This window comes from Alkalihalobacterium elongatum (assembly GCF_019024285.1).
GTDB lineage: Bacteria > Bacillota > Bacilli > Bacillales > Bacillaceae_F > Alkalihalobacterium > Alkalihalobacterium elongatum.
This window is the reverse complement of record NZ_WMKZ01000001.1, coordinates 467,445-485,989: the sequence shown is the minus strand read 5'-3', so window position 1 is coordinate 485,989 and position 18,545 is coordinate 467,445. Positions and strand designations below refer to the sequence as shown.

Sequence of the window (18,545 nt, the reverse complement as noted above, 5' to 3'; positions counted from 1 at the left end):
TGTACTAACTAAGATGATTAAAAGTGAAATTACAATAATGTCTTTACCATTGAACACTTTACATAAATTATTACAGGCACCAAATACTAATAGTAAACATGACAGAAAGAGGGCGCTAAAATGCATACAGTTTGGAGAGGGAGTATTAGCTTCGGCCTAGTAAATATTCCAATAAAGCTTCATGCCGCAACTGAAAATAAAGATATTAAATTGCGGAATTTACATGCCGAATGTAAATCTCCTTTAAAATATGAAAAGAAATGTCCAGTTTGTGAAAAAGAAGTTGAAAATGATGAGATTGTTAAAGCATATGAGTATGCAAAAAATAAGTTTGTCATTCTTGATGAAGACGATCTTGAAAAATTAAGGAAGGAAAATGAAGATAAGGCAGTTGAAATTATTGATTTTGTAAAGCTTGAAGAAATTGATCCGATTTACTTCGAACGCAGTTATTTTATAGCACCGAATGAGGGCGGGACGAAAGCTTATACATTATTACGAAAGGCGCTTCAGGATTCGGGGAAAATTGGGATAGCAAAAATTATCATTCGTTCTAAAGAGCATTTAGCTGTAGTTCGAGTCTATAATAATACACTCGTAATGGAAACGATCCATTTTCCTGATGAAGTGCGAAATGTTGCTGATGTCCCTAATGTACCGAGTGGCGACGATGTGACAGATAAAGAGTTAGAAACAGCTAAAATGTTAATTGATCAGTTAACAACTGAATTTGATCCTGAAAAGTACCATGATGAATATCGTAATGCGTTAATGGAATTAATTGAACATAAGAAAAATGGAGAACAGATTGTTACAGCAGCTGATAAGAAAGCGCCAGCGGCGGCAACAGGTAATGTTACGGACTTAATGGCAGCATTACAGGCATCAATTGACAAGACGAAAAGTAAACCAGCCGCAACAACAACAACAAAGAAGAAGACCGTTAAAGCAAAAAAGAATGCGTAGAAAGCAAGAAGAGGCTAGCCTAAAAAAGCAAGCCTCTTCTATATTGTTTGAAGCAAAAATTAGATTTCTTTAAGTAATTGTGGTAGTTCCGATAGCTCTTTGATTGTGTAAGTTGGATAAATTTCATCTACAATGTCTTTGTTATCACGATTAATCCAAACATTTCTCATACCAATTTTGTTAGAACCGATAATGTCGGTATGTAAATTATCTCCGACCATAACCGTTTCATCTTTGGATAAATCCGTTAAATATAAGCAATGCTCAAAAATAGCACGGTCTGGTTTCCCACGGCCGAAAGCACCTGAAATGATAATATGGTCAAAGTATGGAACTAGTTCTGGTGTCATATCAAGTTTTTCATTTTGCAATTCAGGTGAACCATTGGTTAATAATAAAAGCTGATAGTCCTCTTTTAACTCCTCTAATAAACTAAATGTATCTTCATAAACGAAAGGTAATGTTCTACGGTTTTTCGCAAATAATTTACCGAGTTCGGCACCAAAAGCTGCGTCGTCTATTCCTAATTTTTTTAATCCTTGTGTCCAAGCATCTGTCCGATATTGTGGGACAATCTCTTTCATTTTACGAAAATTAACATTAATTTTATCACCGAAATTACCCCATAAACCTTCAAATGGGTTAATTCCGATCATTTTTGTAAACTCATACGTTTCATAATTACTATATAACTCACGTGCAGCTTCTCTAACGGCTTCTTCAAATTGGTCAATATTTACATTGTATTTATCTACCGCCACCTGGCAAGTAGCTTTAAACGACTCCGCCACACTCTTTTTATCCCATAACAAAGTATCATCTAAGTCAAAAATTACAGCCTTTACCATACTTCATGTCCACTCCTTTAAGAATTCTTTTATATCTACTTTAGATTGTACTACAAAAAATGAATTTGAAAATTAGAAAAACTCCTGATTTTACTTTTCATAAAAATAAAGTTTGTCTTTTGGCATAACGGTAATTGTATTTATGTATTCATTATAGTAATAGTAATAATTTCATAAGAAGAATACTGACCTTCAAAAACTTTTGTTTAATGATGGAGGAATTGATATGAAAAAAGACCAGTCAAAGCAATCAAAGCTTTGGCAGCAGTTTCACGGTCCGAACTTAGGGTATGTTCTTGAACAATACGAGGAATTAGCTGTGAGTCAAAGTGAGGGGGAGCAGAACCTTAGGCAATGGGCTGAAACCATTGACTCAAGTACTCAATCTCTACAATCCTATAATTATGTTGAAAAGGTAGCTTCTGCAATAAAGATGGCTGACTCTATAAGGCAAAATGGTCATATGGTGGCTAATATTAATCCATTTTCGGTTGTGAAAAAGGACATTTATAAAATGAATTTAGAAAGGTTTCTGCTGACAGAGGATGATTTAGTAAAGGTACCTGTTGAGTTGTTATGTCCTTATGCGCCTCCTGCTGTTTCTAATGGTAAAGAAGCCATGGACTATTTAAAGGAGGTTTATACAAATACATTAGCCTTTGAATTTAGCCATATCCATGAAGAGTATGAGCGTGAATGGCTAACTGAAATGGTTGAATCAGGAGCGATACACAAATCGTTATCGAGTGAGTGTAAAAAAGCATTATTTGAACGGTTAACAGAAGTTCAAGAGTTTGAAGCTTTTTTACACCGAACCTTTGTAGGACAAAAACGATTTTCTATTGAAGGTTTGAATACCTTAATCCCAATGCTCGATAGTGTCGTTGAAGAAGCAGTCCAAGGTGGGGTCACAAATATAATGGTTGGCATGGCGCATCGCGGGAGATTAAACGTCCTCGCTCATGTTTTAGGAAAACCGTACGAGTTAATATTTGCTGAATTTCTTCATGCTCCGAACAAAAAACTTGTGCCTTCAGAAGGTTCGATAGGAATTAATTACGGGTGGACTGGAGACGTGAAATATCATTTAGGTGCTAATCGAAAAATTGCTGACCGTAAAACTAAGCATGCAAAGCTAACTTTAGCCAATAACCCAAGTCATCTAGAATTTGTAAATCCGGTTGTCGAAGGGTTTACGAGAGCCTCACAAGAAGATCGTAATCAACCAGGTTACCCTATGCACAATCCATCCCAAGCATTTTCGGTTTTAATTCATGGTGATGCAGCTTTTCCTGGCCAAGGGATTGTCGCTGAAACCCTAAATTTAAGTAGATTAAAAGGTTATCAAACAGGCGGCACAATTCATATTATTGCTAATAACCTAATCGGGTTTACAACAGACATAGATGACTCACGGTCAACTAGATATGCTAGTGACCTCGCTAAAGGATTTGAAGTCCCAGTTATTCACGTTAACGCAGATGATCCAGAGGCGTGCCTAGCAGCAATATATTTAGCGTTTCAATATCGAGTTCGTTTTAAAAAAGATATATTAATTGATTTGGTTGGCTATCGTCGTTATGGACATAATGAAATGGATGAACCGGTGATGACACAGCCCAAGATGTATTCACAAATAAGCGAGCATCCCACGGTAAATACGAGCTACGGAAATTACTTATTGGAAAATAACATCATCTCGAAGGGCGAAATAAAAGCTATAAAAACTTCTATTCATACAACACTTAAAAATGCTTATGAAAAAATGAATCAAGTCAACCAACAGTCGAAACGAGAAATAGCTGTGCCTAAGGTTGTTAGAGAAGAACTCCCAACCATTAAAACAAAAGTTGAGGCAAATGAATTAAGAGGGCTCACTGAAGCTTTACTGACATGGTCTGAAAAATTTAAAGTGAATGAAAAGCTTGAAAGAATATTAAAAAGACGAACACAACCTTTTGATGAAGGAGGGAAGATTGATTGGGGATTTGCAGAAACATTAGCATTTGCAACAATTCTTAACGATGGCACACCGATTAGGATTACTGGGCAAGATTCAGAACGAGGTACATTTGCGCAACGACATCTAGTGTTACATGACCAAGAAACAGGTCAAAAGTATTCGCCGCTGCACATGTTACCACACGCAAGTGCTTCATTTGCAATCCACAATAGTCCTCTTTCAGAAGCAGCTGTCGTTGGGTTTGAATATGGTTATAACGTATTTGCACCAGAAACATTAGTATTATGGGAAGCACAATATGGCGACTTCGCAAATTCGGCTCAAGTATTAGTCGATCAATTTATTTCTGCAGGTAGAGCAAAATGGGGGCAGAGATCGGGCTTGGTTATGCTGTTACCGCACGGTTATGAAGGTCAGGGACCAGAACATTCAAGTGCTAGGTTGGAACGTTTTTTACAATTATCAGCCGAGAAAAACTGGACTATAGCCAATCCTTCAACGGCTGCGCAATACTTCCACCTATTACGTAGGCAGGCAGCGATTTTAACCATGGAGGAGGTAAGGCCTCTAATTGTTATGACGCCGAAAAGTATGTTAAGAAATAGTATGACAGCTTCATCAGTCGCAGAACTGAGCGAAGGTTCTTTTCAAACTTATACTGAAGCGCCAGTAACAGGACCTAAAAATAAAATAAAAAGGGTAATATTTTCGACAGGTAAAATGAGCATAGAACTAGCTGAAAAACATGAAAACTTAAAGAAGTCTGAACGGGAAAAGCTCCATTATATTAAAATTGAACAATTATATCCTTTTCCAGTAACTGAACTAAAAGAAGTTGTAAAGGAATATACGGAAGTAGAAGAAATAGTTTGGGTCCAAGAAGAACCGAAAAATATGGGTGCATGGGGCTATATTGAACCTAAATTAAGAGAAGTTATTCAAGCAAAAATACCAGTTATTTATATCGGTAGAGTTCCAAGGTCAAGCCCAGCAGAAGGTGATCCTATTGTTCATAAAAAGGATCAAGAACGTATTTTAAATGAAGCGTTAAAGTTTACAGGGAAAGGAGACTAAAGAGGTGGAGATAAAAGTACCAGAACTAGCAAAATCAATAACAGAAGGAACAATTATAAAGTGGTTAAAGCATCCTGGAGATTTTATTGCAAAAGGGGAGTACGTTGTTGAGCTTGAAACCGATAAAGTCAATGTAGAGATTACAAGCGATGTATCTGGTGTATTAAGAGAGCATAAAAACATGAAGGCGATACTGTCGAAGTCGGTGAAACGATCGCCCTGATCGTAGAAGGAGAGAATGTAGATCAGTCAAATAAAGATGATCATAAAGATGGTCTTAGTTCAAGTGGAACCGATAAGAAGGAAGCTAGGGGAGGAGAACGGTATACTGAAGAAAAGCTTAAAGAACCTATCGCTACTCCTGCAGCACGACGATTTGCCCGAGAAAAAGGAATTAATTTAGAAGAGGTACCTTCAAAAGATCCATTCGGTCGATTAAGAAAATCTGATATTGAGTGGTTTCAAGAAGCGCAGAAAAAAGAAGAAAAACAGTCAGATAAAGAAAAAGTTGATACTGATAAAAGGGAGGACATCGAACGAATTCCGATGTCTAGAAGGAGACAGACGATCGCAAACCGGCTGGTAGAAGCACAACAAACTCAAGCGATGTTAACTACATTTAATGAAGTTGATATGACGGCTGTTATGGATTTAAGAAGCCGACATAAAGAAGCTTTTCTAGAAGAATACGGAATTAAATTAGGTTTTATGTCGTTCTTTACTAAAGCAGTTATTGCTGCTTTAAAGAAATTTCCTTTACTAAATGCAGAGGTCGATGGTACAGAGATTATTAAGAAGAAATTTTTTGATATCGGTGTTGCGGTTTCAACAGATGAAGGCCTAGTTGTTCCAGTTGTGCGACATGCTGATCAACTGAATTTTGGGGAGCTAGAAAACGAGGTTTCAAGACTTGCTAATGAAGCTAGGACAAAGTCGTTAAAAATACAAGATTTACAAGGTGGAACATTCACCATTACAAACGGAGGTATCTTCGGCTCATTACTATCAACGCCTATTCTTAATACACCCCAAGTTGGAATATTAGGGATGCACAAAATTCAGTGGAGACCAATCGCTATAGACAAAGAGCGAATGGAAAATCGTCCAATGATGTATATTGCTCTTTCTTATGATCATCGCATTATTGACGGAAAAGAAGCTGTAGGTTTTCTTGTTAAAGTAAAAGAATTGTTAGAGAACCCTGAAAGATTAATGCTGCAAAGTTAAGTGAAAAGTAACCTTTATGCCAAATGATGAGCATGAAGGTTTTTATTTTTGGAGTAATATAAAATGGGACAAAATGTAATATAACAAATTTAAAAAACTAGTTGACTATTATATAACAGCACCCTATAATAGAAAACAAGAAGAGAAGGAATAAACAAAAAATTCAAACAAGGAGTTGTTTATAATGAGAATGTCAACTGAGAATACGAATAAAGGTCAATTTGAAGAAGTCCAGGAAGAGCAAACAATCCTTGATATGATCAATGATTATTACGCAAGAAACTAATCTGTTTTCAATTTCCATTTAACCATATATCACATACTTACCTCAGCAAAAAAGCCGTTTATTTTAACGGCTTTTTTGTATTGAGAAAAGATATAACTGTTATATGATTTAACTTCGTTACATGCATTTTAAAATACTGTTATAATACAAAAATATTAAGTGAAGTATTCTATTTTAGCGTCTGGAAAATATTCATGAATGTAGCCATAGAGTGTCTCTTTTATTTCTTCTTGTTCATCTGTTTGATAAACATACTTCCCAATTCCATATTTCCCCCATTTATATTTCCGTTTTTCCTCATCTAGCTCAAGCTTAGTCATCGGATAGTTTTTTTCAATTACACGTTTTGCTGGTTTCGTAAAGCGGTGTTGAATTAATTCAAATGTCACATCTTTTTTCGCTTCTGGGGGCAATGTTTCATTTAAAGTAACAAACATTTTCTTGTAACCGTCTTGCCATCCTTCATGGAGATAGATAGGAGCGACAATAAAACCTAAAGGGTAACCAGCATGAGCAACTTTAGCAGCAGCTTCAATCCGCTGTTGCAGCGGAGAAGTTCCAGGTTCGAAATTTTTTATAATAAAGTCTGCATTTACACTAAAGCGAAAGCGCGTGCGACCATTATGTTCAGCATCGAGTAAATGATCAACATGATGAAATTTCGTAACAAAACGTAACTTACCAAAATCGGATTTCCCAAAAAATTCGATGGCTCGCTTTAATGAGTGGGTAAGGTGGTCAATTCCTACAATATCAGATGTACATGATGCTTCAAATCGAGTGATTTCAGGAGCACGTTCATCCATATATTTTTGAGCTGCTTCAAGGATTTCATCGGTGTTTACATACGTACGTATATACGGCTTACTTCCCATCGTCGTTTGTAGGTAGCAATAATGACAGTGCCCCATACAACCTGTTGCAAACGGAATTGCATATTCAGCTGAAGGTTTGGATGTATCAAACTTTAACGTCCGCCTCACACCGACCACTAAAGTTGATTTGGCCGTACGATATTTTTGAAAGTCATTATCTCCAGGGATATTACGAACTTGGTTGTGCGACGTAGTTTCTCTAATTTCGAGCCCCATATTCTCGAATTTTTCTTTAAGTTCTCTACCAAGCTCATACTCAAGTGCTTGAGGTTCGATATAAACGAGTTGCGGTACAAATGGCTTAAGCATATTTCACACCCTTCATTGACCGTATTTATTACATGGTCGGACCAAAATAATATTCATACATTTGTTCAGCTTCTTCAGCAGTTTGATACATCGCATATTCATCCGTTAAAGGATAGTATGTATCGTACATGAAAAGAGATAATTCATGTGGGTTTTCAGGATTAGCTGTAACTGTTGCTTCTTGAACCGTGGCAACATTTTGTGTATGAGGATTTCGGTAGATTACATAGACAGAATCTCCATCTTGTAACTCACTAATATTCATCTGTATGCTCATCCCTTTCATTAAACCAATCAAAAATTCATTATGAATAGTAATAATTTTTCCTATAGGGCTTGTTTTATTTCTTTTAAATTTAAGTATTTATTGGGATGTTAGGGAGAAATTTAAAGGATACTAAAATAATCAACTAAGTAAGCAATCCTTGATCGTGTATTTCGTGGGGGGAAAAGTTTTAATATAAAATTTTAATGTCGAATGTATAGCTTAAATGGTTTAAGAGAAAATATCCATAACTTCCTTGAATTGGGTGAAAAGGTTATGAAGTTTTCACGTCTGCAATTAATGTTTGTGCTTATATTATCTATTGGCGTATCGAATCATGTATTACTGCTTCCTCATCTATTAAAGACAGCGAAACGTGACGCTTGGGTTTGTGTTCTAATCGCTTATGTTATATTACTATTTTGGGGCTGGCTGCTTTACCTCATAATGAAAAGGAATGGACAGGAGAAGTTGTCCTCTTGGTTAAAGGAACGCACAAATGGACTTTTTTCAACAATTATTATTTTTTCTTTTTTTATCTACATAAGTTTGTCTGGACTGATAACATTTGATGATTTTATTAAGAAGATGAATTTGTACTTCTTACCATTAACCCCCATTTGGGTACTTGTCATTTCTTATCTTTTATTGTGTATTAGTGCAGCTTTCTATAACCTTAAAACGATTGTATATATGTCTACTATATTATTACCCTTTGTATGGCTTCTTGGGCATTTTGTTGCGTTTGCGACCATTCAGGATAAGGATTATTCGTATCTCTTTCCAATCTTAACTCAAGGGATAGGACCGATCGTAGATGGCACGATGATTATTTTAGGTGCCAGTGTTGATGTATTATTACTTCTTCTCCTACAGCAGCATGTTAATAAATCGTTTAATTTTATTTCTATTTTTATTTTAATTACTATACTTATGGGGCTCGTTTTAGGTCCTACATTTGGTTCGATTTCAGCATTTGGTCCTAATGTAGCAGCTCTCATTCGTTTTCCGGCATTCGAACAATGGCGACTTGTTATGCTTGGTGAATATTTTTCTCGTGTGGACTTTTTAGCCATTTTTCAATTACTAAGTGGAGAAACGATACGAGTAGCATTATTTTTATTTTTACTTTATGACATTTTAGAAAATCAATCGAGAGCTGTAAAAATAACTTTACTCACGCTATACAGCATGATACTTGCTAGCTTTACGATATTTCCTATCAGTGACATATGGGTGACGACAGTTCTTAGGTTTTATTTTTACCCTGCTGTTCTTATTTTTGGGATAACTTTAACGTTAATACTTATAGCTATTAGCTATCTTCCACAGAAGAAAGGGTTGAAAGAGAGCGTATGAAGTTAAACTTTGGCCGTTTGTCTGGAAAACCGACGATTGAAGAGTTACTCAAAAAAGGGGTTATGGACATAGTTCAATTGAAACAATTACTTAAGGGGTATTCTGATATTCAATTTGTGCCGATGGAACAAGACGAAGTAATTATTTCTTTTTATTGTGAAGGTATGACAGATATTGCCCAGCTAAATGATTACTACTATTCAGTTGTAAATAAAATAATGGAACCTCATGACAATCATTTAGAACAGGTCAGCTTGCTGGAATTACCACCGATTGAACGAATTCATTCGATTGCAAAAATGTTTGAAAAACTATTCTCTGGCTTCCTAATTTTATATAAAGTAAACGAAAGTTTCTTTTATGGAGTTGATATCTCAAAAATTCCACAAAGAGTCCCAGCGGAGTCCACAACAGAAGTTTCAATTAAAGGTCCAAAGGACGCTTTTACGGAAGAACTAAATGTGAATATTTCACTTATTCGAAAACGACTAAAAACAAAGCATTTAATGAGCGAAACGTTTACAATCGGAACTTTAAGTCAGACTAAAGTAGCTTTACTTTACTTAAATAACAAGGCAAGTAATGACCTAATTCAAGATGTAAAAGAACGTTTAGATACTTTTGAGACAGAAAGTATTGTTAGTAGTGGACAATTAGAACAATGGCTATCTGATCGAACCTTTTCTTTGTATCCATTATTTGACCATATCTTAAGACCTGACTTTGTGGTTGAGTGTTTATTGCGAGGAAGATTTATTCTTATTATTGACGGTTCACCTGTCGTAATAATTGGGCCTATCAATTTATTTGAATTAATTAAATCACCAGAGGATGTCCACTTTCCCTACTATTTTGTCATTTTTCAAAGGGTGATAAGACTTATTGGGATTTATATTGCTATTTTTTTACCTGGTTTTTGGATTGCAATTTCATCGGTTAACTTGGATCAAATACCTTTTCCATTATTAGCTACTGTAGTTGTTGCTCGAGATGGTTTACCATTTCCTGCTGCAGTTGAGGCTTTTTTTATCCTTGGTCTATTTGAATTACTAAGGGAAGCAGGAGTTCGAATGCCTAGAGCTTTAGGCCAGACTATTTCGATCGTTGGAGGTTTAATTATTGGGGATGCTGCGATTCGTGCTGGACTAGCCTCTCCATCGCTAATCGTCATCATTGCGCTGACAGCTGTGGCAACATACACACTGGTTAATCAGTCATTAACAGGTACAGTTACGGTTTTACGATTGTATTCATTATTAATTTCATCATTTTTAGGATTATACGGATTTTTTCTAACAATGTTTAGCATCCTTATTTACCTCTGTCGCTTAGAGTCATTTAAAATAAGTTACCTTGAACCAATAGCATCTTTAAATTTCAAAGAATTCCTTTCTGCACTTAGTTTAAATCCTTTGAAAAGAAAGAAATGGACGATACCGTTATTACAGAAGTGGAGAAGATCTTGATGAAGAAAGATCTTAAATTTTTGTTGGTCATTTTGACAAGTATAAGTCTCTTTTTCAGCTCTGGATGTAGAGATGTAAAAGAAATACAACATTTAAATTATGCGACTGCAATAGGTGTCGATTATAAAGATGGAAAATATTATAGTTATATCCAATTTGTATCGTTTGAAGGGATTGCAAGAACAGAAGGACAAACGACAGAAGGAAGCGTATGGGTGTCAGAGGCAGTCGCTGACAGTTTTGAAGAAGCTTTTTTCGTTGTTTATAAAACAGCTCAAGAGAGAATTTTATGGGGCCATGTTACAACGATACTTTTAAGTGAAACGGCTTTAAAGCAAGGATTTGACAGCATCTTTGATTCTTTAACGAGATATTATGAATTTCGCTTAACTCCGTGGGTTTTTGGTACTAAAGACTCGGTTAAAGAAGTGTTATCAACTCCTGGTTTTTTCGGTCAAACTGTTTTGGATACGATCATCCATGAGCCACAAAGAATATATGAACAAAGCTCTGAAATTCGTCCCATAAAATTACACCAGCTGGCTAGGGAAATTTACGAACCTGGTGAAACCACTTTTGTTCCTTCAATAACGATTGACAAAGCAACGTGGGAAAAAGATTTAAAAAAAGACCCGAAGCTAGCACTCAATGGCGCCTTTTTTATTCAAAATGAGCACTATATGGGGTTTCATAGCTTGAATGATTTAGGTGGAATTCGCTGGTTATCACCTGAAACAATTAGGGTAGCTATACCAGTTCCAGATGAAAAAAATATTTATTTTGAAGTAGTCTTCGAATACCCGTTGTCCGATGTTGAAGTCTTATTAGTTGATGGTGATCCTAAGTTTAACATCAACTTGGAGTTAACCGGATATTTTGTTCATCGAAATATAAATAAAATAATGAAGCTTGAGGATATTGAAAAGGAAACGAAAGAAGTGATTACTGTAGAAATTCAAGAAATGTATCAACTAGGCGTGGGAAAAGGTGTTGACTTCTATAATCTTGAGCATGAGTTGTTTCGAAAAGAATATCCTACTTGGCAGCGTTTAAAGGAAAATGATGATCCTATCTTAACAGAAAATTCAATCCAAAGTATCAATATAGATATGACAATTAAACATACAGGAATTATGAAAAATGAAAGTGTTGATATAAAAGATATTCAGTAAAAAGAAAGGGTTTTCACTCTAACTTGCAGAATAGTCTAACTATTATATGTTAGGGGGAGAACTCAATGGAAAATACGGTAAATCACAGTGAAACGGTAGGTTTATTAGGGAAAGCGATTGAGAAATATGTTCGTCCTGATACGTTTCCTTTAGGGATAAGGGTTATGAAGGAAGGCGAAGTACTACCCGAGAAAGTAAAGCGTCCATTAAGGGATTTAGGGTCGAGGTTTAGTATTTGCCAAGCCATTACAATGTCAAGAAGGTACGGCTGGTCATTGGCGATGGGGAGTGAGGACCAGTCCTGTCCTATCGCAAAAGTAGCTTTCGCTTATGAGGATGAAGTAGATTTTTATTCTGATGGAAATCTTGCTCATGGAATGTATGCGAAGACCTGTGAAATAGGAGCAGAAACTGAAAAAGCAGTACCGAAGTTTTCAAAAGCTGAAGCAGGTACAATAGTGATTGCACCATTAAACCGCGCAACGTTTGAACCGCAAATTGTAGTTACTTACGGTAATTCTGCTCAAGTCATGCGTATGGTTGCGGCATCTCTATATACAACAGGTGGGGAGATTACTTCGCATTTTTCGGCACGCGCTGATTGTGCAGATATTATTATCCGGACGATGCAATCCGATAAGCCACAAGTAATTTTACCGTGTTACGGTGATCGAGTGTTTGGTCAAACGCATGATCATGAAATGGCTTTTTCTTTTCCGTATGCTAGTGTATCGTCTTTCATGGAAGGGTTAGAAGGGACCCACAGAGGCGGTGTTCGTTATCCAGTTCCAACATTCTTGCGGTATGAAAATCAATATCCAGCAACTTACGAACGTTTAAATGATATGTTTGATGATCAAGATGGGAAGTAAAAAGTAATAAATTAACTGTTTAAATGCGCTTATTCTATATTTATACTTTTTTTGGTATGATAAGGGTTATACATACTAAAGGAGGTAAAAGTGATGATCCATCAAACTTGGAGTAATAATGAAACGATTAAAAAAGTGAAATGCGTACATACAAATGCCAAAAAATATATGGTTGACCGAGCGTTGACTGCAGAAAAGGTGTACGATGTAAAAAATGAAACAGAAGAGTTTTATTTTGTTATTGATAACACTGGAAAAGTAGGCGGATATTACAAGGATTATTTTCAAGAAGTTTAATCAAAAAAATCTTGAAGCTTTAGCTTTATTTATAGGTAAGCATGCATAATGAAAAGGAAATGACTCCATTTATACGGAGTCATTTTCTTTTTTATAATTCCATTAATGTTTGCTGAAGCTGCTTCTGGTCAATTTTTGTACCAATAAAAACGAGTGTTGTTGGGTAATCCATCATATCAGGCAACAGAATCGGTTGACCGTTCGTATATTGAAACGAATAAAGTAAGTTTGATTCTTTGAAGCGAATGAATCCTTTAATTCGATATATGGATGTTGGTAAAGTAGAAATAAACTGTTCGAACTTTTCGTGGCTTATTGGCTCTTTAAACGTATGCACATATGTTTGCAATGCCAACTTCTCGATCGTTACTGTTGATCTCTCTTCTTTTTCGCTTAAAGAAATTCCTGTTATCATTTCTGGGCTGATATCGGCATTTGAAGTAAGGATGGATAAGGCCCTGGAATTTAAGCTTTGGATTGAGAATAGGGTAGATGCTTGATCACCTTCTCCAACAAGGTCGCTTTTATTTAAAAGTAAAAGATCTGCATGCTTGACCTGTTCAAGGATGAGCTCTTCGACAGCTGAATCGAGTGTATGACGTTTCATCCAAAGTGGGAGGTCGATGATGGTAATGATCCCTTTCATTTTAATTTTTGCAGCAATTGGAGGAGCCATGCACGCATCAAAAACTTCTAAAGGATGGGCTGCACCAGTTGTTTCAATGTAAATGGCATCTAGTTCATTATCCTCAAGCAGTTGAGTGAGTTGATCTTCGAATTGATCAATAATCGTACAGCAAACACAGCCATCGAGTAATTCTTTCAAGGGTAAATCGTTAGAAACAGCAGTAGTATCAATGGAAACTTTGCCGATTTCATTCATAACTACTCCGACTTTTCTTCCTGTGTCTTTTTCATATTGTAATAATCTTTTTAGTAACGTTGTTTTCCCACTACCTAAAAAACCTGAGAGTATGTAAATTTCCGTTTTTTTCATTTATGACTCCTTCATCTCTTTTAAAGTTGAGCTTTATTTTATTATACAACAGCTGTTAGTTGATGTATTTAGACAAACTCCTATCCCCATAGACTTATTTTAAGGGGGAGATGAAGATGATAAAAGGCTTGGATTTACAAATGTTTTCGTTTGTTGGACTTTCTTTAATACAAGATTATGTTACGTTCTTTCATTTTCCGAAAATTTATTACTGGAAAGTGGAGCGACTGAAGAATAGTAGGACCTAAATAATCGGGGGAGTTGTAGTGACTACTAAAGTTGAGGTTAGGTGATTATCGAATTTAATTACAGAGGTAAGCAAGAAAATAACAGAAAAATAGAAGGAGGGTGATTAACGAGTCAACTCCTTCTATTTATCGTCTTTTAAGTACTGTTTGCTTCTCTAGGAAAATGTGGATATTCATGATGATGCTTATCGTTAAACTAACCCATAATATGATTTCTATCAAAGTTAGTCCTAGTTCAAGACTAATGGACCAAATATTATTAACAATAAATGGAGAAAAAAGGATAAGAGTTCCTATGACGAGACAAGTTTTTATCCATTTTTGTAATAAACTTTCTTTAACACGTAGAAAACTACCAATCTCTTCAATAAGAAGTAAAATTATTCTTCCACCATCTAAACCTGGTATCGGTAGGAGGTTAACCATCGCATAAAGCAAACTTAGTAGTGCTAATCCTAGGACAGTGCTATGCATTAGTTGTGCAAGAGAGTTATACAGTTCAAGTTGACCGACTAAATCTCGGTCTGGGGAATAAATTGTTGAAAGTTTAATAGTAGGTATGAGTAATAAAAGGTGATAAATTCCTTTTAAAGCTTGAACGATTCCTCCCCAAAAAGCACCTGTTTGCTGAAAACTAAAATATCCGTAACAAAGTAAGTAAAATAAAAGGTTATTAATGGCTCCAGCCAGATAATACCCCAATTTGATACTCAAAGGGGCGTGTTGGAGTTGTGTAGAATGTGCCTTTACTCTTCCACTAATTGGGAACAACTGAAAAGTCCAAAGGCAATCGCTCTTAACTGTATGATATAAGATTGGTCCACGGCCGACATTGAAGCTGGTAACCTTTATTCCAGTAAAACGGGCAAAACAATAATGTCCCCATTTGTGAATGAAAAGGATCAAATAAACAGCAAAAACAAATTTAAGTAATAGGAACATTTCATACCAGGTCACATTCTTATACCCCCTTATCATCTCGGCTGTCTAATAAACTTTCGAATGAGAAAGGTAAAGTTCCCTTTTGATTGACATAATTATAATTCATCATATGACGGTAAGAGAGAACTAGAACGTGATCATATATAGTTTTGTAATTGCTTTACGAGTTGTTGAAAGAGTTCTTCATTTTTTTCATCCAAAGCTTTATCAATTTGATGTAACAGAATTTCTTTTTTGTTTGCGGATAGAGACCCCTCTAATATTTCTTCAGCTTGTTTAGCAACCTTTTCATAGTACTCATAGCGCCTTATATTATCAATTATTTTGTTTTCAATAAGGTGTAAGTAGCGTTGATTATTTAGCTTTCCATAAAAATGTAGTAAGAGGTAGACAGGCTCAGTTGGATTATTTGTTATTTCATTATAAGCCATCGCTACTTCTTCATAGACTCTTCCTGATTGGTAGTATTTAAACCCAATTTCATCTGAATTTATACTTGAAATGACAACAGTTTTTCGATTCGGTTTTAACTCATCTGTAAAATGTACATTTTCTAATATATGAAAGTGTTTGATAAGGACTTCTAATAATCGTCTTGCATCCGCTTTCTTTAATCGGTGATTTTCAAGAAACCAAAGTAAGAAAGCTTTTTTCTCATGTACAGAAACCCATTTACTCATTGGAAAAACCCCTTGAAAAAAACTTTGATCATTTAATTTTACTCTGGAACAGAGTTTTAAGACTACTTGATTGTTAGATTATGTTACAAGAAAAATTTGAAGAAATGATTGGCATTATAGGTTAAGACCAGTAGTTAAAGCTACGAATATTAACATACTTGAGGCGTTGCGTCAGAACTATAATGTTTATTGTGATTTACTTCATCCCATACTGGTGGTGGAGGGATGGAAGATGATTGAAGAGCAAGCTGCTGATGTATTTCAACTTTATGGTTATGGACATTTATTTGAGCAAATACGTAGTTTGGTTAAGCAAGAGTGTATCTTTGAAGGTGTAGACGAAGAAACTTTAGAATCGTTCTTTGACCATTTTACATTCGAAGATTATGACTATCTATCCATAAAAGAACTAAAAACATATTTCACACTCTTTTTGTATATCAACCAACATAATAATAATGCATTTATGTAGAATGGTGCCTGGCACCTTTAGTGAACTAAAGGTGCCAGGCACCATTCATTTTAATTGTTATAACAGTATGACATTTTTCAATTTACCTGTAAAATACTATAATGGATATAATTATTATTTCATCAAAAGGGTGGACAAGACTGGAGGATTTCCATTGTTTGGATTATTTAAAAAGAAAGTTGTAAAAAAGATAGAGAAACCGAAAACGAATCGGGTAATTTACATGTCAAACCATGTGTCCAAAAATGATTTAGTTTATTTGCATCGTGAACTTCCGTTACATGTGCATTTTTTCATTTTTGATAAGGAGGAGTATGAACTTAATGAAAAGAACATAGTTGGACGGAAAATTACCTACTTCGAAGAGATTACTCCTGAAGTATTGAAAAAAGCAATTTCAATTATCGAGTCTGAAGAACCCGTTCTCGTGTTCCCAGAGATTAGAATTTCACGGACAGGTAATATTATGAAAATTTATGAGGAGATCGCATTCATTGCAAATCGAACAGAAGCGACGATTTATCCTGTTATTATTCAAACGAATGAAGTAAAAAATGCACTGATAAATTTTACTTCCTTAAATCCATTTTCAGATAAAGATGCATCGATACATATAGGAGAACCATTTCAACTTTCTATTCAAAAAACAGCTGGAGTGAACGAAAAACAGCTTGCCGCGTCATTTATTTATCAAAAAATGACTGACCTTTATGCAAAGTCGATGTTCAAATATAATGTGAATTTATTCAATGAACTTCTTGAAGCGTCAAAAACTCATGATCCAAACAAGATTATGATCAAAGACCCAACAAATGCGCTTACTTATAAAAAGTTTTTACTAGGTGTGCAAGTATTAAGTTCAAAATTGGAAACGATTCTTGATGAAGAAAGGGTGGGGGTATTTTTACCTTCCTCAATAGGACAAGCCGTTTGTTTGTTTTCGTTATTTAAAATCGGAATCACGCCAGCGGTTTTAAACTTTACAATGGGTCACTCTACATTAATTGATTGTTGTGAAACCGCAAATGTAAAAACGATCTTAACATCCAAAGTGTTTATTGAAAAAGCCGAATTAGGAGAGTTAATTGAAGTATTTAATAAGTATAAACTTAAGGTCATTTTTCTTGAAGATGTAAAAGAAAGTTTGAACTCTAAAGATAAAATTGTTGGTTTAAAAAATCATGCGAGTTCACAAAAGTCGGTTTATGCTAAAAATGAGGTCATTTTATTTACATCAGGAAGTGAGAATAAACCAAAAGGTGTTATCTTAACACATGATAATATCTATGCTAATATTCATCAGGCGCTATCAGTGATCGATTTACATACTGGGGATCGCATGCTAAACCCGTTACCGATGTTTCATAGCTTCGGCTTGACGATTGGAACATTTTTACCGCTGCTGTCGGGCATTCCTGTTGTTATTCACCCATCTCCAATTCAATACAAGGTCATCCCTGAATTAATTTATAATGAGGATATTACAATCACTTTAAGCACGCCAACGTTCTTAAATGGATATGGAAAAAATGCTCATCCATTTGATTTCCATACCGTTCGTTATGTAATTGCTGGTGCAGAAAGTGTAAAAGAGGAAATTAAAGAACTTTTTCAACAAAAATTTGGGATCCGTATTTTAGAAGGGTACGGTGCAACAGAAGCATCGCCTTTATTGTCGGTTAATACCCCAATGCATACTAAAGAGCAATCGGTAGGTAAAATGATTCCAGGTGTCCAATACAAGCTTAAAAAGGTCGAGGGAATCGAAAAGGGTGGAAGTCTTTTAGTCAAAGGTCCTAACTTAATGAAGGGATATTTAATTCACGAAAAAGGCTTTGTCCCACTCAATGATTGGTACGATACGGGAGACGTGGTTGAGATTGATGATTATGGATACATTACAATTAAGTCTCGACTAAAGCGTTTTGCAAAAATCGGTGGAGAAATGGTTTCATTAAATCTTGTAGAGGATATTGTTGCTCAATGTTTTGATGATATTGGTTTTGCAGCTGTAAGTATCCCTGATAAACGAAAAGGTGAAAAGATCGTTTTATTTACAAATCAAGAGGAATTTAATATGCGTGAATTGAAGCGTTACGTTAAAGCAAATAAACACTCCGCATTACTAATTCCTGCTGAAGTAAAACAAATTGAGGAAATTCCACTATTAGGCAGTGGCAAAACGGACTACGTCAAACTAGAACAGCTTGCTAAAAGTGAGTAATGG

Annotated in this window: 16 protein-coding genes and 1 pseudogene; 11 read left to right on the top strand and 6 right to left on the bottom strand. The window is 35.4% G+C overall.

Annotation, left to right across the window (positions count from 1 at the left end):
- Positions 1-120: 120 nt before the first annotated feature.
- Positions 121-966, top strand: coding sequence for a non-homologous end joining protein Ku (gene ku, locus GKP30_RS02480; RefSeq protein WP_216827796.1), 846 nt, complete (start codon positions 121-123; stop codon positions 964-966).
- A 59-nt stretch (positions 967-1,025) separates the two neighbouring features.
- Here the strand turns inward: ku and GKP30_RS02475 are convergent, their stop codons facing one another.
- The gene (locus GKP30_RS02475; RefSeq protein WP_216827795.1) at positions 1,026-1,814 is read right to left on the bottom strand and encodes an HAD family hydrolase; all 789 of its coding nucleotides are present in this window, start codon (positions 1,812-1,814) and stop codon (positions 1,026-1,028) included.
- 226 nt (positions 1,815-2,040) lie between these two features.
- Between GKP30_RS02475 and GKP30_RS02470 the strand changes: the two genes are divergently transcribed.
- On the top strand, positions 2,041-4,851 hold the full coding sequence (locus tag GKP30_RS02470) for a 2-oxoglutarate dehydrogenase E1 component (RefSeq protein WP_216827794.1): 2,811 nt from the start codon (positions 2,041-2,043) through the stop codon (positions 4,849-4,851).
- A 4-nt stretch (positions 4,852-4,855) separates the two neighbouring features.
- Positions 4,856-6,078 (top strand): annotated as a pseudogene (odhB, locus tag GKP30_RS02465) (2-oxoglutarate dehydrogenase complex dihydrolipoyllysine-residue succinyltransferase).
- 441 nt (positions 6,079-6,519) lie between these two features.
- On the opposite strand, the gene splB reads toward odhB, so the two are convergent.
- Positions 6,520-7,548 carry a spore photoproduct lyase gene (gene splB / locus GKP30_RS02460; protein WP_216827793.1) on the bottom strand — a complete coding sequence of 343 codons (1,029 nt, stop codon included), beginning with the start codon at positions 7,546-7,548 and terminating at the stop codon, positions 6,520-6,522.
- Between the two features lie 28 nt (positions 7,549-7,576).
- Positions 7,577-7,813, bottom strand: a complete 237-nt coding sequence (locus GKP30_RS02455; protein ID WP_216827792.1) for a transcriptional regulator SplA domain-containing protein — start codon at positions 7,811-7,813, stop codon at positions 7,577-7,579.
- A 276-nt stretch (positions 7,814-8,089) separates the two neighbouring features.
- Between GKP30_RS02455 and GKP30_RS02450 the strand changes: the two genes are divergently transcribed.
- From GKP30_RS02450 to GKP30_RS02430, 5 genes are all read left to right on the top strand, one after another.
- The gene (locus tag GKP30_RS02450; protein WP_216827791.1) at positions 8,090-9,172 is read left to right on the top strand and encodes an endospore germination permease; all 1,083 of its coding nucleotides are present in this window, start codon (positions 8,090-8,092) and stop codon (positions 9,170-9,172) included.
- On the top strand, positions 9,169-10,638 hold the full coding sequence (locus GKP30_RS02445; protein ID WP_216827790.1) for a spore germination protein: 1,470 nt from the start codon (positions 9,169-9,171) through the stop codon (positions 10,636-10,638). The genes GKP30_RS02450 and GKP30_RS02445 overlap by 4 nt, the downstream gene beginning before the upstream one ends.
- Complete coding sequence (locus tag GKP30_RS02440) at positions 10,638-11,810, top strand: Ger(x)C family spore germination protein (RefSeq protein WP_216827789.1); 1,173 nt, start codon at positions 10,638-10,640, stop codon at positions 11,808-11,810. Before GKP30_RS02445 ends, GKP30_RS02440 begins: the two co-directional genes overlap by 1 nt.
- A gap of 65 nt (positions 11,811-11,875) precedes the next feature.
- Positions 11,876-12,682 (top strand): DUF169 domain-containing protein, encoded by an 807-nt coding sequence (locus GKP30_RS02435; protein ID WP_216827788.1) that lies wholly within the window; start codon positions 11,876-11,878, stop codon positions 12,680-12,682.
- A 93-nt stretch (positions 12,683-12,775) separates the two neighbouring features.
- Positions 12,776-12,979, top strand: coding sequence for a DUF6501 family protein (locus GKP30_RS02430; protein WP_216827787.1), 204 nt, complete (start codon positions 12,776-12,778; stop codon positions 12,977-12,979).
- Between the two features lie 91 nt (positions 12,980-13,070).
- On the opposite strand, the gene GKP30_RS02425 is transcribed toward GKP30_RS02430, so the two are convergent.
- Positions 13,071-13,976 (bottom strand): CobW family GTP-binding protein, encoded by a 906-nt coding sequence (locus GKP30_RS02425; protein WP_216827786.1) that lies wholly within the window; start codon positions 13,974-13,976, stop codon positions 13,071-13,073.
- 116 nt (positions 13,977-14,092) lie between these two features.
- Here GKP30_RS02425 and GKP30_RS23695 point away from each other — a divergent pair, with 116 nt between their 5' ends.
- The gene (locus GKP30_RS23695) at positions 14,093-14,224 is read left to right on the top strand and encodes a hypothetical protein (protein WP_268884649.1); all 132 of its coding nucleotides are present in this window, start codon (positions 14,093-14,095) and stop codon (positions 14,222-14,224) included.
- A gap of 126 nt (positions 14,225-14,350) precedes the next feature.
- On the opposite strand, the gene GKP30_RS02420 is transcribed toward GKP30_RS23695, so the two are convergent.
- Together GKP30_RS02420 and GKP30_RS02415 are read right to left on the bottom strand one after the other, a co-directional pair.
- Positions 14,351-15,181, bottom strand: a complete 831-nt coding sequence (locus GKP30_RS02420) for a site-2 protease family protein (RefSeq protein ID WP_216827785.1) — start codon at positions 15,179-15,181, stop codon at positions 14,351-14,353.
- A gap of 122 nt (positions 15,182-15,303) precedes the next feature.
- Complete coding sequence (locus GKP30_RS02415) at positions 15,304-15,846, bottom strand: YpiB family protein (RefSeq protein ID WP_216827784.1); 543 nt, start codon at positions 15,844-15,846, stop codon at positions 15,304-15,306.
- Positions 15,847-16,078: 232 nt separating this feature from the next.
- Here GKP30_RS02415 and GKP30_RS02410 point away from each other — a divergent pair, with 232 nt between their 5' ends.
- Together GKP30_RS02410 and GKP30_RS02405 are read left to right on the top strand one after the other, a co-directional pair.
- Positions 16,079-16,318 carry a hypothetical protein gene (locus GKP30_RS02410; RefSeq protein WP_216827783.1) on the top strand — a complete coding sequence of 80 codons (240 nt, stop codon included), beginning with the start codon at positions 16,079-16,081 and terminating at the stop codon, positions 16,316-16,318.
- A 154-nt stretch (positions 16,319-16,472) separates the two neighbouring features.
- Positions 16,473-18,542, top strand: a complete 2,070-nt coding sequence (locus GKP30_RS02405; protein ID WP_216827782.1) for an AMP-binding protein — start codon at positions 16,473-16,475, stop codon at positions 18,540-18,542.
- Positions 18,543-18,545 lie beyond the last annotated feature (3 nt).

Coding starts and splice junctions, on each gene's coding strand:
- ku (WP_216827796.1), top strand. CDS start 121: ATGCATACAGTTTGGAGAGGGAGTATTAGCTTCGGCCTAGTAAATATT.
- GKP30_RS02475 (WP_216827795.1), bottom strand. CDS start 1,814: ATGGTAAAGGCTGTAATTTTTGACTTAGATGATACTTTGTTATGGGAT.
- GKP30_RS02470 (WP_216827794.1), top strand. CDS start 2,041: ATGAAAAAAGACCAGTCAAAGCAATCAAAGCTTTGGCAGCAGTTTCAC.
- splB (WP_216827793.1), bottom strand. CDS start 7,548: ATGCTTAAGCCATTTGTACCGCAACTCGTTTATATCGAACCTCAAGCA.
- GKP30_RS02455 (WP_216827792.1), bottom strand. CDS start 7,813: ATGAATATTAGTGAGTTACAAGATGGAGATTCTGTCTATGTAATCTAC.
- GKP30_RS02450 (WP_216827791.1), top strand. CDS start 8,090: ATGAAGTTTTCACGTCTGCAATTAATGTTTGTGCTTATATTATCTATT.
- GKP30_RS02445 (WP_216827790.1), top strand. CDS start 9,169: ATGAAGTTAAACTTTGGCCGTTTGTCTGGAAAACCGACGATTGAAGAG.
- GKP30_RS02440 (WP_216827789.1), top strand. CDS start 10,638: ATGAAGAAAGATCTTAAATTTTTGTTGGTCATTTTGACAAGTATAAGT.
- GKP30_RS02435 (WP_216827788.1), top strand. CDS start 11,876: ATGGAAAATACGGTAAATCACAGTGAAACGGTAGGTTTATTAGGGAAA.
- GKP30_RS02430 (WP_216827787.1), top strand. CDS start 12,776: ATGATCCATCAAACTTGGAGTAATAATGAAACGATTAAAAAAGTGAAA.
- GKP30_RS02425 (WP_216827786.1), bottom strand. CDS start 13,976: ATGAAAAAAACGGAAATTTACATACTCTCAGGTTTTTTAGGTAGTGGG.
- GKP30_RS23695 (WP_268884649.1), top strand. CDS start 14,093: ATGATAAAAGGCTTGGATTTACAAATGTTTTCGTTTGTTGGACTTTCT.
- GKP30_RS02415 (WP_216827784.1), bottom strand. CDS start 15,846: ATGAGTAAATGGGTTTCTGTACATGAGAAAAAAGCTTTCTTACTTTGG.
- GKP30_RS02410 (WP_216827783.1), top strand. CDS start 16,079: ATGATTGAAGAGCAAGCTGCTGATGTATTTCAACTTTATGGTTATGGA.